This is a genomic window from Aquimarina discodermiae, from assembly GCF_040786235.1.
Lineage (GTDB): Bacteria > Bacteroidota > Bacteroidia > Flavobacteriales > Flavobacteriaceae > Aquimarina.
The window spans coordinates 1-19,674 of the sequence record NZ_JBFMKP010000006.1; the positions used below are offsets into that span (position 1 = coordinate 1).

The 19,674-nt window shown below is 38.6% G+C and carries 1 protein-coding gene; it reads right to left on the minus strand.

The features are described from left to right. On the minus strand, positions 1–19,668 hold a 19,668-nt coding region (locus tag ABW636_RS04935), incomplete at its 3' end, for a non-ribosomal peptide synthase/polyketide synthase (protein ID WP_367588843.1). Between the last annotated feature and the right edge of the window lie 6 nt (positions 19,669–19,674).

Below are 19,674 nucleotides of genomic sequence, written 5' to 3' on the forward strand. Positions count from 1 at the left end.
ACAAACATCCTGTAACGAAGCACTCAATTCTCTATCCAACTCAAACTCATGTCGTAATCCTACTGTACTACGAACTGAACCTCGTGGGTAATCGGTCGGTAAAGCCAATGGAGTAACATCTGCCAACTGATCCTGCCAGTACGATAACTCGGCCTCTAAAACATCACCCTCGATATACTTACGTTGCCATAAAGCATAATCAATATACTGTAACGGTAAAGCTGCTAAATCAGAGGTCTTACCTTGTGAATAACAACTATACAATACTCCTAACTCCTGTACAAAAACATCTTCTGACCAACCATCACTGGCAATATGATGAATCACTCCTGCAAGAATATAAGAACCATCTCCCGGATCATATAAACACATACGTACCATATAATCACTCGATAAATCAAAAGGAATAGAAACATACGAATGTAATAAAGATTCCATATCGGTAGTACTATCTAAACGTACCACTTCTAAACTCCATGCATCTGCAGACATCACCTCCTGGTAAGCAACTCCATCTTCTGATTTGATCACCGTACGTAATACCTCATGTCTGTTGACTATCTCTTTGAAGGAACTCGACAACGCTTCGATATCTAATGCACCATCGATACGTAATACAATAGGCATATGATACTGTAAACTACCCTCTAACTCATCGATAAACCATAGACGTTGTTGACTAAACGATAATGGGATACGTCCTGATCGATCACCCACTACAATAGCTGGTAATCCTTCCTCTTCTGAACCTCCTCCGATATAGGCAGACAGATCAGAAAGAACGGTGTTCATAAACACATCCTTGATCGCTATCTCTGCATCCAGCTCTTTACGAACCATATAAATCAATCGGGTAGCCAATAATGAATGTCCTCCTAATTCGAAGAAATCATCATATACTCCTACCTGCTCTACGCCTAATAAATCCTGCCAGATCCCTACCAACTTCTCCTCGGTAGTATTTCTTGCTGCTACATAACCCTTACTCGATTGCTCTGACATATCGGGATCGGGTAAGCTCTTGCGGTCAATCTTACCATTAGCGGTTAACGGTAACTCATCCATCGCAACCCAAAGACCTGGAACCATATATTCTGGTAACTGTTGCTTTAAGCCATCTTGTAATTGCTGACTATCAAAGCCTCCTTCACTAACCACATAACCTACCAAACGATTATTACCATCACTATCTGGACTCGCTAGTACACAACAACTCTCAACACCTTCTAATCCGGATAGTACATTCTCTATCTCGCCTAATTCGATACGATAACCACGTATCTTTACCTGATTGTCCTTTCTACCGATAAACTCTAAACTACCATCGGGTAACCATCGCCCTAAATCTCCGGTCTTATAGACTTTATACCCACTATCCTTAAATGGATTAGCTATAAAACTATTGGCCGTCTTCTCTGGATCATTTACATATCCTCTTCCTACACCAACTCCACTTACCCATAACTCTCCTACTGCTCCTATAGGACATAACTGATTCTTATCATCAACCACATAGATATCCATATTGGCTACAGGAACTCCGATAGGAACAATACCCTCTGCCGGACACTCCTTCATGATATTTAAACTAACATCATCGGATGCCTCTGCTGGACCATACGCATTCACCACTGGAATCTCTGGATAACGAGAAAACCATTTCTCTAACAACGAATGATGGGCTGCCTCGCCAGTAACTAAAAAGTATTGTAAATGACGTAAGTCCTTGATCGAATCAATATCTAATAAACCGGATACATAAGATGGAACTAATTGTAAAATGCTTACTCCATCATCATGTAAGGATCCTTGTAATACCAATGGATCTAAAATCATCTCCTCACTGTAGATCACCATACGACCACCGGTAAGTAAACCACTTAACAACTGCCAAACAGAAATATCAAACGTAAAAGGTGCTGTAAAAGCAACAACACTATCACTGTCCATATCCAACTCATCGATCATTAGTAGCAAGTGATTAAGCATACCACTATGCTCGATCATAGCTCCCTTGGGAGTACCGGTACTACCCGAGGTGTAAATAACATACCCCAAGGAAGAAGGAGCAATAGTAACATTTACACTAGTTATTGGCTGTTCTGCATATACAGCATCCTCTGAGTCTACAACAACTGTCGTCACATCTGGATAGCTCGTTGTAATCAACTGATCACTGGTAGTATCGGTAATCACTACCGTACTCTGGGTATCGCCTAAAATATGCTGGATCCTCGATGCAGGGTAATCTGGCTTGATAGGGACATAAGCACCGCCCGCTTTTAAAATACCTACAATACCAATCAGCATTGCAAAAGAACGTTCTACACAAATACCCACCAACGCATCTTCTTTTACCCCTTGTAAGCACAGGTAATGTGCCAGTTGGTTAGAAGCTTCATCTAATGCTTTATAACTTAGATCAACGCCTTCAAAACTTACTGCTATTGCATCAGGAGTTTTGGATACCTGTGCTTCAAACAGGCTTACAAAAGTCTCTTCTAACGGATACGATACCTCGGTAGCATTAAACAAATGCAAGACCTGACCTGCTTCCTGGGCGGTAAGCATCGATAAATCCCTAATTGTCTCTGATGGATTCTTGACAATACTACGTAACAACTCCTCGTAGTGGGAAGCCATATGGGCGATTGTAGCTTCTTTAAACAAAGCAGTGCAATAGCCTATCCTAACTTCAATACCTTCGCCAGTATCTACTACATCAACAGACATATCAAATTGTATCGCACCATCATCCTGAGTAAAAGAGTCGATGGTTAATCCTTCTATCTCCAATTCTTCTTCCTCTGGCATGTTATCTAAACTAAACATCACCTGGAATAATGGATTCTTACTCATATCACGATCCTCGACCACACGATCTACTACCTTCTCGAATGGAGCATCCTGATTGTCATAACTATCTAAGGTCATCTGTTTTACTCTGGACAAGAAATCCAGGAATGTTGGATTACCACTTAGATCACTTCGTAGCGCCAATGTATTTACAAAGAAGCCAATCATATGTTCTAATGCTTCCTGAGGACGATTGGCAATAGAAGTACCTATACAAATATCTTCCTGACCCTTATAACGTGACAACACTACCTTAAAAGCTGCCAGTAATGTCATAAACATCGTTACTCCTTCTTGCTGGCAAAGTGTTTGCAACGAAGCACTCAATGCTTTATCTAATGTAAAAGAAAGACTCGCTCCTTCATTACTCTGCACCTCTGGACGAGGGTAATCAGTCGGTAAAGATAAAGGCACTGCACCTGTTAACTGATCTTCCCAATACGATAACTGCTGGTCTAAAACAGTTCCTTCGATATACTTGCGTTGCCATAAGGCATAATCGGCATATTGAATCAGTAAGGATTTTAAAGCAGGAGTACGTGAAGTTGATAATGCCTTGTATAACTCCATAAACTCCTGGATCAACAAACCATTAGACCAACCATCGCTGGCAATATGATGGAAAACTCCTGATAATATATATTGATCCTCTTCTAAATGATACAAGCGAACTCGAAGCATGTAATCCTTAGATAAATCAAAAGGTAGCGCAATAAATTGCGAAATATCTTGTCCTAAGAGTTCTTGCGATGCTATAGTAACTTCGTCCAAGCTCCACGCTTCTGCAGATCGTACCTCCTGATATCCTACTCCGTCTTCTGACTTAATCACCGTGCGTAACACTTCGTGACGCGATACAATCTCTCTAAAACTAGTTTCTAATATTTGGATATCTAAAGCTCCTGATAACCTTAAATTAAATGGAATATGGTATTCTATACTATTATCTTGTAATTCATCAATAAACCATAAACGTTCCTGGCTAAAGGATAATGGGATACGATCTGAACGCTCTTGTGTCGTAATCGCTGGCAATGTAGTTCCCGTAGATTGTTTCTCGAGATACCTTCCTAAATCTACCAGTTTCGAATACACAAAAACATCCCTGATGGCAAGCTCTACCTCCAACTCTTTACGAATCATCGATACCAAACGGGTCGCCAGTAACGAATGACCTCCCAACTCGAAGAAATCATCATAAATACCTACGCGTTCTACACCTAGCAGATCCTGCCAGATAGCAACCAACTTATGCTCGGTAGTAGTAACTGGTACCACATATTCCTGACTTGATAATTCTGAGGTATCTGGATCTGGCAAGCTCTTTTTATCGATCTTACCATTATTGGTCAGTGGCATACTATCCAACTCAACCCATAACTGAGGTACCATATACTCGGGTAACTTATTTTTTAAGGTCTCTTGTATCTTTTCCTTATCAAAATCATCTGCTACTACATAGGCAACCAAACGCTTTGTTCCCTGGGCATCGGTATTAGCCAGCACGCAACAAGTCGTGATCGAATCTAACCCCAATACTACATTCTCTATCTCTCCCAGCTCGATACGATACCCTCGTATTTTTACCTGATCATCTTTTCTACCTATAAATTCGATAGTACCATCGGGTAGCCATTTGGCTAAATCCCCTGTACGGTACATACGCTCACCAAAAACAAATGGGTTGGCTACAAACTTCTCGGCAGTCAATTCTTCTTGATTATGATAACCTCTGGCTAATCCCGTTCCTGCAACGCATAACTCTCCCACAACACCTATAGGTTGAATCTTTAGATCATCAGAAAGAATATAAATACGAGTATTATTGATCGGTTTTCCGATAGGAACTTTGGTAGTAACTTCACCTGTAAAGATGGTAATACAAATACTCGCTTCTGTTGGGCCATATGCATTGGCATAACGACCTTGTTTAGCAAACTCGATCACCTTTTCTAAAGGTGCTTCTTCTCCACCAGTAACCAAGGTTTTTAAACTTTTTAATTGACTAACATCTACTAATTTTAAAAATGCCGGAGGAAGTATCGTCCATGTAATTTGGTGCTTATTAATAAAATGAGCACATAAATCAGCATCTCCTTTTATGGTTTCTTCGATCACATGTAAACTGGCTCCGCTTAACAGTGCCATGAAAATTTCCCATATCGAAGCATCAAAAGAAGCGCTCGAGAACTGTAAACATGCATCGGATGAAGTAATATCAAACTCTTTTATTTGTGATGTAATGGTATTTACAATTCCTTTGTGTTCTATTAGTACTCCCTTTGGCTTACCGGTAGATCCCGAAGTATAAATAATATAAGCAAGGTGATCCTCTGATAAAGATATATTCGGAAGTGCTACAGAATAGTCTTCTTCGGTTGCTTTATAGGTTGTAAGAGTATCTGAATCGATAATCACCTTGCAATTGCTGTCCTTTTCTATATATGAAATACGTTCTTCTGGATAATTAGGATCGATAGGAACATACACCCCTCCTGATTTCATAACCGCCAGTAAGCTGATGATCAAATCATCACTACGATCCAGCTTCACTCCTACAAAATCTTCTATCTCGATCGCATGATTCTCTAGTAAATAGTTGGCTAATCGATTAGAAACTTCATCCAACTCACGGTAGGTAAGTACCCTATCTTCATACACCAATGCAGTACCGTCTGGAGTTTTCTCTACCTGAGCAGCAAACAAATCAACCAACGTCGTAGTAATTTCTTCAGTTTGAGTAGCGTTAAATGTCTCTAACAGCTCAAAACGTTCTAGAGCTGTAATCATAGAAAGCTCTGTAATCGATAACTCTCTATTAGCAATAATTCCTTTTAACAACGCTTCAAAATGCAGAGACATACGTTGGATCGTTGCCTCGGTAAACAGATCGGTACAATATTCTAAATCAAAAGTAATTCCTGCATCACTTTCTTCTGCCATAAGAGTCAGATCAAAATTAGAAAGCCCTCTATCAAAACCTTCGTAAGGTGCAATTTGAATATCTCCTAATTGTAAATCTTTAACTTCTGATTTGATCTGTAATAAGAACATGACCTGGAACAATGGGCTGATGCTCATATCTCTAGTCTCTACAACATGTTCTACCACCTTCTCGAAAGGAGCATGCTGGTGATCATAACCCGATAAAGTCGTCGCCTTTACCTGCTGTAAAAACTCTTTGAAAGTAGCAACCGCTCCTACATCACTACGCAGTGCAAGAGTATTTACAAAGAAACCGATCATGCCTTCGGTCTCCTCCTGAGTACGATTTGCAATCGGAGTACCTACACAAATATCATCCTGACCACTGTAACGATACATCAATACCTTGAAAACCGATAACAATAACATAAACATAGTAACTCCCTCTTCCTGAGCAATCTTTTGTAAGTCATCCTGCAAATCAGTATCTACCTCAAAAGAATATCTCGAACCTTTGGTACTCTGCTCGATAGGACGTTGATAGTCTGTAGGTAAGTCTAACGGACTAACTCCTGATAACTGTTCTTGCCAGTAGGATAACTGTGAGTCTAAAACTTCACCTTCTACATATTCCTGTTGCCATAACGCATAATCAATATACTGTAATGATAATGGTGATAAATCTGAAGCAATACCTGACGAATAAGATTGATATAATCTGGTAAATTCTTCTACAAAAACACCTTCTGACCAACCATCACTAGCGATGTGATGAATCACTCCCGATAAAATATATGCATCATCGCCTTTGTCATACAAACATACTCGTAACATATAATCGCTCGACAAATCAAATGGTGTGGCAATAGCAGACTGTAATAGCGCTGTAACATCATCAGAGTCATTTAGCTTTATCACCTCTAATGACCAATCCTCTGCAGACTGCACCTCTTGGTAAGCAACTCCGTTATCTGATTTAATAACTGTACGTAATACTTCATGGCGGTTTACCACCTCTTTTAAGGAAGCCGATAATGCTTCTATATCCAATCCACCATCAATACATAGTAAAATAGGCATATGATAAGAAACACTTCCTTCTAACTGATCGATAAACCACAAACGTTGCTGACTAAACGATAACGGAACACGCTCAGAACGATCTCCTGCTACAACGGGAGGTAGTAAAGCAGTGTTGGTACTTGTAGTAATATGCAATGACAACTCTGCTATCGATGAATACGTAAAAATATCTCTGATCAGAATTTCTACCGATAACTCTTTACGAATCATAGATACCAAACGGGTCGCTAGTAACGAATGACCACCTAACTCAAAGAAATCATCATGTATACCTACCTGATCAATACCCAATAACTCCTGCCATATACTTACCAATTGTGTTTCAGTAGCAGTACTTGCAGCAACATAGGCTTTGGTAGACATTGTAGACATATCAGGATCTGGAAGATTCTTCTTATCCGCCTTTCCGTTACTAGTTAATGGAATTTCATCCAAAGAAACCCATAACTGTGGAACCATATATTCGGGAAGTTCTGACACTAACTTATTTTGAACTTCTTCTTTATTAAATTCACCCTCGGCAACTACATATCCTATCAATCGTTTATTTCCTTCTTTATCTGCTCTGGCTAAAACTACTGATTGTGTAATTCCTGAAACTTCATTTAATACTTGTTCGATCTCTCCTAATTCGATACGATATCCACGTATTTTAACCTGGTCATCTTCTCTACCGATATATTCGATATTTCCGTCGGGTAGCCATTTTGCTAAATCTCCCGTATAATACAATCGTTCTCCTTCTGCAAAAGGGTTATTTATAAAGCGTTCTCTGGTAAGTTCTTCTTTATTCAAATACCCTCTTGATACTTGTATTCCTCCGATATACAAACCTCCTGCAACACCAATCGGTAAAGGTTTGTATTCAGAATTAAGGATATATAAACTAGTATTGGCTACTGGTTTACCAATAGGAACTACGGTTACTTTTTTAGCTTCTTTAGGAACGCTCCAGGAACTTACATCGATTGCTGCCTCTGTAGGACCGTATAAATTGTCTAAACGTACCTCTGGAAATTTCTCTTTAAATAGATTTACATGATCTGGTAATAATGCTTCACCACTACATAACACCTGGCGAAGAGAACTGCAGTCACCTGCTTCTACTTCCTGTAAGAAAACCCATAACATCGATGGCACAAAATGCATAGTGGTAATACGTTGATCATCAATAACATTCTTTAAATAATTACCATCTTTATGTCCTTCTGGATGTGCAAAGACTAATTTTACTCCTGTTAATACAGGCCATATCAACTCCCATACAGAAACGTCAAAACAAAATGTAGTTTTTTGCAACACAACATCTTTCTCTGGCTGTAAATCATACTCTTGCTGAGCCCATAACAGACGATTTACAATTCCAGAGTGTTCATTCATTACCCCTTTAGGGTTTCCTGTACTACCCGAAGTGTAGATCACATACGCCAAATTTTCTGGAGTAACTGTCTTAGCTAGTCCTGAAGAAGACTCTTTGGCAATAATTCCCCAATCACTATCTAATAAAACAATCTCAAGACCTTCTTTATGTTGCAAGGCTTCAATTGCATCAGAACTACTTAATACAAAGTCAATAGCTGCATCATCAATAATATAATTTATTCTTGTTGATGGGTATTTTGGATCAATCGGTACATAAGCACCTCCTGCTTTCAGAATCCCTAAAATTCCTATCATCATTTCTAAGGAACGATCAATACAAATACCTACTAAGCTCTCTGCCTTGATTCCTTTAGAACGCAAATAATGTGCTAACTGATTGGATTTTTGATCTAACTCCTGATAGGTAAGTTCCAAACCTTCGAACACTATAGCAATCGCATTTGGAGTTTTTACAACCTGCTCTCCGAATAAATCCACCAACGTCTTGTCTTTAGGATATGCTACCTCGGTAGTGTTGAAAGACTGCAATACCATTTTTTCTTCTGCAGCCGTGAGCATTGATAGGTTATTAATTCCTTGATCTGGATTTTTTACAATATCCTTTAATAACTCTTCAAAATGCACTACCATCTGATGTATGGTAGTTTCTTTGAACAAAGAAGTCGCATACTCTATCCTAAATGAAATCCCTTTCTCTTCTTCTATGGCATAAAAAGATAAATCGAACTGAGCTGTATTGCTTTCCTGAGCATACGATTTTATCGTTATTCCTTCTAAAGCATCTCCATTCTCGTCAGGCATATTTTGTAATGCAAATAGTGTCTGAAACAATGGCGTGGTGCTCATATCTCTGTTCTTAACCACTCGCTCTACTATCTTTTCGAAAGGTGCATGCTGGTGATCATAACCATTTAAGGTAGTTTCTTTTACTTTTTGCAATACTGATGTAAAACTTGGGTTTCCGCTTAAATCACTTCGCAATGCCAACGTATTTACAAAGAAACCGATCATATGCTCTAACGCTTCCTGAGGTCGATTGGCAATAGGAGTACCGATACATATATCATCCTGACCACTGTATCTTGACAATAACACTTTGAAACCAGACAGTAACGTCATAAATAAAGTAGTCTCTTGTTTTTTGCCTAATTGTACTAATGAAGTTGTTAGCTCTTCTGATAAATCAAACCCATATGACGCCCCTTCTTTACTTGGAATAAGCGGTCTTGTATAATCTGTTGGTAATTGTAACGGAAGCACTCCTGATAGTTGATTTTCCCAATAGGATAATTGGGTTTCCATGAAATCTCCTGTAAGGTGCTCTCTTTGCCACAATGCATAATCTGCATACTGAATCGATAATGGAGTTAGTTCTGAAAGTTTGTCTTGAGAATACGCACTATAGAGTTCTACAAACTCTCTTACAAAAATACTATCAGACCAACCATCGCTGGCAATATGATGAAATACTCCTGCCAGTATATAATTATTATTTCCCTGATCATAAATTGCCATTCTAAGCATATAATCTTTTGACAAATCAAAAGGTTGACTGATCAGGTTATGGATAGCAATTTCTAAGTCTGAAGATTCCTCTTGCGTAACCACCGATAATGACCAATTCTGAGCTGGCAATACTTGCTGATACCCTACTCCGTCTTCTGAAGCGATTACCGTTCTTAAAACCTCATGACGAGCAATGATTTCTCGTAGGCAGGTTTCTAAAATTTTGATATCTAATGTACCTGATAACTGTAAACTAATAGGTATATGATATTCTGCTGTTCCCTGTAATTGATCTAAAAACCATAAACGCTCCTGACTAAACGATAACGGAATACGCTCTGGACGCTCCTGAGGAACCACTGTAGGTAAGAAAGAACCTTTGGATTGTTTTTCGATGCATGTTGCTAGATCCTTTAGTCTTGAATAAACGAAGATCTCTTTGATTTTGATTTCTACATGTAACTCCTTACGGATCATAGAAATTAATCGGGTTGCCAGTAATGAATGCCCTCCTAGCTCAAAGAAATTATCATTTGCACCCACTTTTTCTAATCCTAACAAATCTTCCCAAATAGCAACCAAACGTTCTTCGATTGCAGTACTAGCAGCCACATAGACTTCGCTAGATAAATCAGACAGGTCTGGTTCTGGCAAGTTTTGCTTATCGATCTTACCATTGTTATTTAATGGCATAGTATCGAGAACAACCCATAATCCAGGAACCATATATTCTGGTAACTTACTCTTTAGTGTTAACTGAATTTCATCTTTATCAAAATCCTTGCTACCTACCACATACGCTACTAAACGTTTATTACCTTCGGCATCTGTTTTGGCTTCGACGCAGCAAGTAGTAATTGTATCTTCGGCTAGTAAAACATTTTCGATCTCTCCTAATTCGATACGATATCCTCGAATCTTTACCTGATTGTCTTTTCTACCTAAAAACTCAATATTACCATCGGGTAACCATTTGGCTAAATCTCCCGTTCGATACATGCGCTCACCAACAACAAATGGATTTGCTATAAATTTCTCGGCAGTAAGTTCTTCTCGATTATGATACCCTCTGGCCAGTCCCGTTCCTCCTATACACAACTCACCAACCACACCAATAGGCTGGATGTTTAGATCATCAGAAACAATATAAATAGAGGTATTGCTAATCGGTTTACCAATAGGAACTTTGGTCGTAAAATCTTCAGCAAAAACAGTAGCATAGATACTAGTTTCTGTAGGACCATAAGCATTTACATAATTTCCTTGTTTAGAAAATTCGAGAGCTTTGTCCAATGGTGCTTCTTCTCCTGCTGTAATCAAAGTTTTTATCCCTGATACATCTTCTATGTTTACTAACTTAAAAAATGCAGGTGGTAATGATGCCCATGTAATATGGTTATTTTTTACATATTCTGAAAATAGATGAACATCTCCTTTTTCTTCCTTTGAAATAATACACAATCGAGCTCCACTCAATAATGAAGTAAAAATTTCTCCTATAGAAACATCAAATGATATACTTGCAAATTGTAAACAAGAATCTAATGAAGTAACCTTATATTCTTTTATCTGAGAAACAATAGTGTTTACAATACCTTTATGCTCTATCAATACTCCTTTAGGTTTGCCGGTAGATCCAGAAGTATAAATAATATAAGCAAGGTGATCTTCTGATAAAGATATATTCGGAAGAATTGTTGGATAGTCATCTTTGGTTTCTTTAAAGGTTTTAAGAGCCTCTGAATCTATGATCACCTTGCAATTACTGTCTTGTTCTATGTAAGAAATACGATCTTGCGGATGATTTGGATCAATAGGAACATACACTCCTCCTGATTTCATAACCGCAAGCAAACTAATAATAAAATCATCACTACGATCTAACTTAACACCTATAAAATCTTCGACCTTGATAGTATAGTTTGATAGTAAATAGTTAGCTAGTCGATTAGAGATATCGTCCAACTCCTGATAAGTAAACATTTTGTCCTGATAAACCAATGCTGTACTATCTGGAGTTCTGGCAACCTGATCTCTAAACAAGTCTACCAGAGTCGAAGAAATGGCTTCTTCGGTTTTTGTATCATTAAAAATTTCTAGTAATTCTTTTTGTTCTTCTTGGGTTACTATTGATAAGTCTGCAATACTACTTGCTCTATTTACCACAATGCTACTTAACAATTCTTTATAGTGTAACGCCATACGTCGAATCGTAGCCTCGGTAAATAAGTCTGTACAATATTCTATATCAAATGAAATATGCGTCTCTCCCTCATCGACTATTAAAGTAAGATCAAAATTCGATAATCCTCGATCATACTCATCATAGGCTGAAATCTCTATTCCATCTAAGGCTAAATCCTTACTACCCATCTTATTCTGTAGTAAGAACATTACCTGAAACAATGGGCTCATACTCATATCTCTGGTGTCTACCACCAAATCAACAATCCTCTCAAAAGGTGCATGCTGATGATCCTGTCCTGCCAAAGTAGTCCCCTTTACCTGTTGTAAAAACTCCTGGAAAGTAGCAACCGATCCTACATCACTGCGCAAGGCCAATGTATTGACAAAAAATCCAATCATACCCTGAGTCTCCTCCTGTATACGATTAGCTATCGGGGTACCTACACAAATATCTTCCTGACCACTATAACGATGCATCAAGACCTTAAAGGCAGCTAACAATAACATGTATAAAGTAACTCCTTCTTCTTTACAAACATCCTGTAACGAAGCACTCAATTCTCTATCCAACTCAAACTCATGTCGTAATCCTACTGTACTACGAACTGAACCTCGTGGGTAATCGGTCGGTAAAGCCAATGGAGTAACATCTGACAATTGATCCTGCCAGTACGATAACTCGGCCTCTAAAACATCTCCCTCAATATACTTACGTTGCCATAAGGCATAATCAATATATTGTAAGGATAATGGTGCTAAATCTGATGCTCTACCTTGTGAATAACAACTATACAACGCTCCTAACTCCTGTACAAAAACATCTTCTGACCAACCATCACTGGCAATATGATGAATCACTCCTGCAAGAATATAAGAACCATCTCCCGGATCATATAAACACATACGTACCATATAATCACTCGATAAATCAAAAGGAATAGAAACATACGAATGCAATAAGGATTCCATATCGGTAGTACTATCTAAACGTACCACTTCTAAACTCCATGCATCTGCAGACATCACCTCCTGGTAAGCAACACCATCTTCTGATTTGATCACCGTACGTAATACCTCATGTCTGTTGACTATCTCTTTGAAGGAACTCGACAACGCATCGATATCTAATGCACCATCGATACGTAATACAATAGGCATATGATATTGTAAACTACCCTCTAACTCATCGATAAACCATAGACGTTGTTGACTAAACGATAATGGGATACGTCCTGATCGATCACCCACTACAATAGCTGGTAATCCTTCCTCTTCTGAACCTCCTCCGATATAAGCAGACAGATCAGAAAGAACGGTGTTCATAAACACATCCTTGATCGCTATCTCTGCATCCAGCTCTTTACGAACCATATAAATCAAACGGGTAGCCAATAATGAATGTCCTCCTAATTCGAAGAAATCATCATATACTCCAACTCTCTCTACGCCTAACAAATCCTGCCAGATCCCTACCAACTTCTCCTCGGTAACATTTCTTGCGGCTACATAACCCTTACTCGATTGCTCGGACATATCGGGATCGGGTAAGCTCTTGCGATCAATCTTACCATTAGCTGTTAACGGTAACTCATCCATCGCAACCCAAAGACCTGGAACCATATACTCAGGTAACTGTTGCTTTAAGCCATCTTGTAATTGCTGACTATCAAAGCCTCCTTCGTTAACTACATAACCTACCAAACGATTATTGCCATCACTATCTGGACTCGCTAGTACACAACAACTCTCAACACCTTCTAATCCGGATAGTACATTCTCTATCTCGCCTAATTCGATACGATAACCACGTATCTTTACCTGATTGTCCTTTCTACCGATAAACTCTAAACTACCATCGGGTAACCATCTCCCTAAATCTCCGGTCTTATAGACCTTATACCCACTATCCTTAAATGGATTAGCTATAAAACTATTGGCCGTCTTCTCTGGATCATTTACATATCCTCTTCCTACGCCAACTCCACTTACCCATAACTCGCCTACAGCTCCTATCGGACATAACTGATTCTTATCATCAACCACATAAATATCCATATTGGCTACAGGAACCCCGATAGGAACAATACCCTCTGCTGGACATTCCTTCATGATATGTAAACTAACATCATCAGAGGCCTCTGCAGGACCATATGCATTCACCACTGGAATCTCTGGATAACGAGCAAACCATTTCTCTAACAACGAGTGATGGGCTGCCTCGCCGGTAACTAAAAAGTAGCTCAAATGACGTAAGTCCTTGATCGAATCAATATCTAATAAACCGGATACATAAGATGGAACTAATTGCAAAATGCTTACTCCATCATCATGTAAGGATCCTTGTAATACTAATGGATCTAAAATCATCTCCTCACTGTAGATCACCATACGACCACCAGTAAGTAAACCACTTAACAACTGCCAAACAGAAATATCAAACGTAAAAGGTGCTGTAAAAGCAACAACACTATCACTATCCATATCCAATTCATCGATCATTAGTAGTAAGTGATTCAACATCCCTTGATGTTCGATCATAGCGCCCTTGGGAGTACCGGTACTACCCGAGGTGTATATAACATACCCCAATGAAGATGGAGCAATAGTAACATTTACACTAGTTGTCGGCTGTTCTGCATATACAGCATCCTCTGAGTCTACAACAACTGTCGTCACATCTGGATAGCTCGTTGTAATCAACTCATTACTGGTAGTATCAGTAATCACTACCTTACTTTGAGTATCTCCTAAAATATGTTGGATCCTCGATGCTGGATAATCTGGCTTGATAGGGACATAAGCACCGCCCGCTTTTAAAATACCTACAATACCAATCAGCATTGCAAAAGAACGTTCTACACAAATACCAACCAACACATCTTCTTCTACGCCTTGCGAGCTCAAGTAATGTGCCAGTTGGTTAGAAGCTTCATCTAATGCTTTATAGCTTAGATCAACACCTTCAAAACTTACTGCAATCGCATCAGGGGTTTTGGACACCTGCGTCTCAAAAAGGCTTACAAAAGTCTCTTCTAACGGATACGAAACCTCGGTAGCATTAAACAAATGCAACACCTGGCCTGCCTCCTGGGCGGTAAGCATCGATAAATCTCTAATCGTCTCTGATGGGTTCTTGACAATACTGCGTAACAACTCCTCGTAGTGCGAAGCCATATGAGCTATCGTAGCTTCTTTAAATAAAGCGGTACAATAACCAAAGTCAATTACAATACCATTTTCTCCTTCTTGCACATCTGCGGTAAGATCAAACTGGATCGTACTATCTGCCTGATCATAAGGGCGTATTGTTAATCCCTCTATAGCAACATCCTCTTCTTCCTGAACATTATGCAAACTAAACATCACCTGGAATAGTGGATTTTTACTCATATCACGATCCTCGACCACTCGATCTACTACCTTCTCGAATGGAGCATCCTGATTGTCATATCCTCCTAAAGTAACCTCCTTTACTTGATGTAAGAAATCGGTAAAACGTGGATTACCACTTAGATCACTTCGTAGTGCCAATGAGTTTACAAAGAAACCGATCATATGCTCTAACGCTTCCTGAGGACGATTGGCAATAGAAGTACCTATACAAATATCTTCCTGACCCTTGTATCTCGATAAAACTACCTTAAAAGCAGCCAATAATGTCATAAACAGGGTCACTCCTTCTTGCTGACAAAGGGCCTGTAACGAAGCACTCAATTCTTTATCTAATGTAAAAGAAAGACTCGCTCCTTCATTACTCTGTACTTCTGGGCGTGGGTAATCGGTTGGTAAGGATAACGGAACCGAACCTGTTAACTGATCCTCCCAATACGATAACTGCTGATCTAAAACAGCTCCTTCTAAATACTTGCGTTGCCATAAGGCATAATCGGCATATTGAATCGATAAGGTTTCTAAAACAGGAGTACGTGAGGTAGATAAAGACCCGTACAATTCTATAAATTCCTGAGTCAATAATCCGTTAGACCAACCATCGCTGGCTATATGATGGAAAACTCCTGACAATATATATTGATCTTCTCCTAAATGATACAAACGAACACGCAACATATAATCACGTGTTAGATCAAAAGGAGCATTCATAAAATCTGATACATTCGAGCTCACCGAATCTCCAAGTTGTAACGTCACCTCTTCCAAAGACCATGCATCTGTAGGCATCACCCGTTGATACCCTACTCCATCTTCTGAAAAAATTACGGTTCGTAATACTTCGTGACGGGATACAATCTCTCTAAAACTGGCTTCTAATACAGTTACATCCAGTTCTCCTGATAACTCAAGATTAATAGGGATGTGATATTCTGTACTACCATGTAACTGATCGATAAACCATAAACGTTCCTGACTAAAAGATAATGGGATACGATCTGAACGATCTTGTGCTGTAATCGCTGGCAATAAAGTACCTTTAGATTGCTTATCTATGTAAAATCCTAAATCTACCAACTTCGAATACACAAAAATATCCTTGATAGCAACTTCTACCTCTAGCTCTTTACGGATCATCGATACCAAACGAGTCGCCAGTAATGAATGACCACCCAACTCAAAGAATTCATCATAAATACCTACACGTGCTACTCCTAATAAATCCTGCCATATAGTAACCAACTTATGTTCGCTAGCAGTAATAGCTGCTACATATTCCTGACTTGATAACTCTGAGATATCTGGATCTGGCAAACTCTTTTTATCAATCTTACCGTTATTGGTCAGTGGCATACTATCCAACTCAACCCATAACTGAGGTACCATATAATCAGGTAACTTATTTTTTAAGGTCTCTTGTATCGCTTCCTTATCAAAATCATCTGCTACTACATAAGCAACCAAACGCTTTGTTCCCTGGGCATCGGTATTGACCAGCACACAACAAGTCGTGATCGAATCTAATCCCAATAACGCATTCTCGATCTCTCCCAGCTCGATACGATACCCTCGTATTTTTACCTGATCATCTTTTCTGCCTACAAATTCGATAGTACCATCGGGTAGCCATTTGGCTAAATCTCCTGTACGATACATACGCTCTCCAGTAACCAATGGGTTGTTCACAAACTTCTCGGCAGTCAATTCTTCTTGATTAAGATATCCTTTAGAAAGCCCTGACCCTCCCAGGCATAATTCTCCTACAACACCAACAGGCTGTAATTGAGATAAATCTAAATTGTAAATATAAGCCTGACTGTTCTTTATAGGCGCACCAATAGGGATATCGCTATCCATATTCCCTTCAATACGATGCGTAGTAGAAAAAGTAGTATTCTCGGTTGGGCCATAACCATTTACGATGTGTAAATCTGGATAACGTTCCTTAACCATATTTGTAAAGTTAAACAGCACCTTATCACCTCCTACCATAAGGTATTTAAGGTTTTCGAAAACAGAAAGGTTATCCTCTGCAACCTGATGAAACCAAGAAGCAGTCATCCATAATGTATTGACATTATGGCTTGCAATTTTATTCCGTAATTTTTCGGTATTTAATAAGGTATCTCTATCGGTGATCACTAATTTTCCTCCATTTAAAAGAGGGCCCCAAAACTCTATCGTCGTAGCATCAAAAGATACAGAACCTGTAGACAACAAGACCGTATCATTTGATAAATCAATGTAATCGCAAGATGTACATAAACTCACAATATTTTGATGAGTAACCATCACCCCCTTGGGAGTACCTGTACTCCCCGAAGTATACATTACATATGCAAGAGTATCACTATTTATACCAACCTTAGGAGAAGTAACCTCATAGTTAAAAGCTTCTTTTTTGTATAAACTTAACACTCTATCATCTATAATCAACTTACAATCTGCATCCTGCTCTATATAAGAAATACGGTCCAAAGGATAATTAGGGTCTATAGGAACATACACCCCTCCTAATTTTATAATTGCCAGTATACTGATGATCAAATCATCGCTACGGTCTAGCTTAATCCCTACAAAATCTTCTACAGTAAGATTATAATTAGCCAACAGGTAATGTGCTAGCCTATTAGCAGCCTCGTCTAACTCCTGATATGTATAACTTCGATCCTCAAAAACTAAAGCAATATGGTCTGTAGTATTTTTTACTTGTGCTTCAAAAAGAGTTGTTAATGATGCATCCTGAGGGTAAGTTAATGCCGTGTCATTAAAAGTCTCTAACAGTTTATGTTGTTCTGAAACGGATACTATATTTAAATCTGAAAGTTTACTGTTTTTATTAGCTAGTATACTTTTTAATAATTCCTGAAAATAAGATGCAATACGCTGGATGGTAGCCTCAGCAAACAAATCGGTACAATATTCTAATTCTAAAGAGATATTAACATCGCCTTCTTCTGCTATAAGAGAAAGATCAAAATTAGAAAGTCCTCTATCATATCCTTCATATGGTGCAATATGAATATCTCCTAATTGTAAATCTTTAACTTCTGATTTGTTCTGTAAAATAAATGCTACCTGAAACAAAGGACTGATACTCATATCCCTAGAACTCACCACGCGATCTACTACTTTTTCAAACGGAACATGCTGGTGGTCATAACCCGATAAGGTCGTTGCCTTTACCTGTTGTAAAAATTCTTTGAAAGTAGCATCCACTCCTACATTACTGCGCAATGCCAACGTATTGACAAAGAAACCTATCATGCCTTCGATCTCCTCTTGAGTACGATTTGCAATCGGGGTACCTACACAAATATCATCCTGACCACTATAACGATACATCAATACTTTGAAGGCAGATAATAATAGCATAAACAACGTAACTCCTTCCTCTTGGGCTAATTGCTGTAAGTCATCTTGTAAATCAGCATCTATCTCAAAAGCAAATCTCGAGCCTTTGGCACTTCTTACTGACTTTCTAGGGTAATCGGTTGATAGTAACAATGGAGTAACACCCGACAATTGTTCTTGCCAATATGATAATTGCGATTCTAAGATGTCTTCTTTTATATATTCTCTTTGCCATGTTGCATAATCAATATACTGCAAAGTTGCAGGAGCCAAATCCGAAGTTCTATTTTCTGTAGCAGCGCTGTACAATTCAATTAACTCTCCTATAAAAATATCATCAGACCATGCATCATTACTAATATGATGAAAAACGATCATCAGTACATGTTCTGTAGCACTTAATTCATATAAACTCGCCCTTACCATATAGTCGCTAGACAGATCAAATGGCGTATTTAAAAAGTCAAACAACAACTCGTTCAAACCAGCTTCATCAGCAACCTTAACTTGTTGCAACGCCCAGTTTTCATCTGATAATACCTCTTGGTACGCAATGCCATCTTCAGATTTGATTACCGTACGTAAAACTTCATGTCGTGCTACAATTTTATGTAAACTAGCCCCCAATACTTCTGTATCCAGCTTTCCGTTAAACCTAAAAACTAATGGTGAGTGATACTCGGTACTTCCTTTTTCTAATTGATCCAAAAACCATAGACGCTCCTGACCAAAAGATAACGGATACCTCTTCTTATCATCACGATCAACCGGAATGATGGCAGCATCTAAAAATTCATTTTTAGTTTCACTTTTATAGGTTTTAAGATAGCTTAAAATTGCTTCTTTATATTCTTTAATTTCCTGTAATAAATCAGGATCTACACTATTATTTTTAGATTTTAAAACAAGAGAATCATCTTTCAACTCTAGTTTTACCCCATGTTTACTAGCTCTTTCTAGTATTTCTAAAATATCTTTGTTCATGATCTT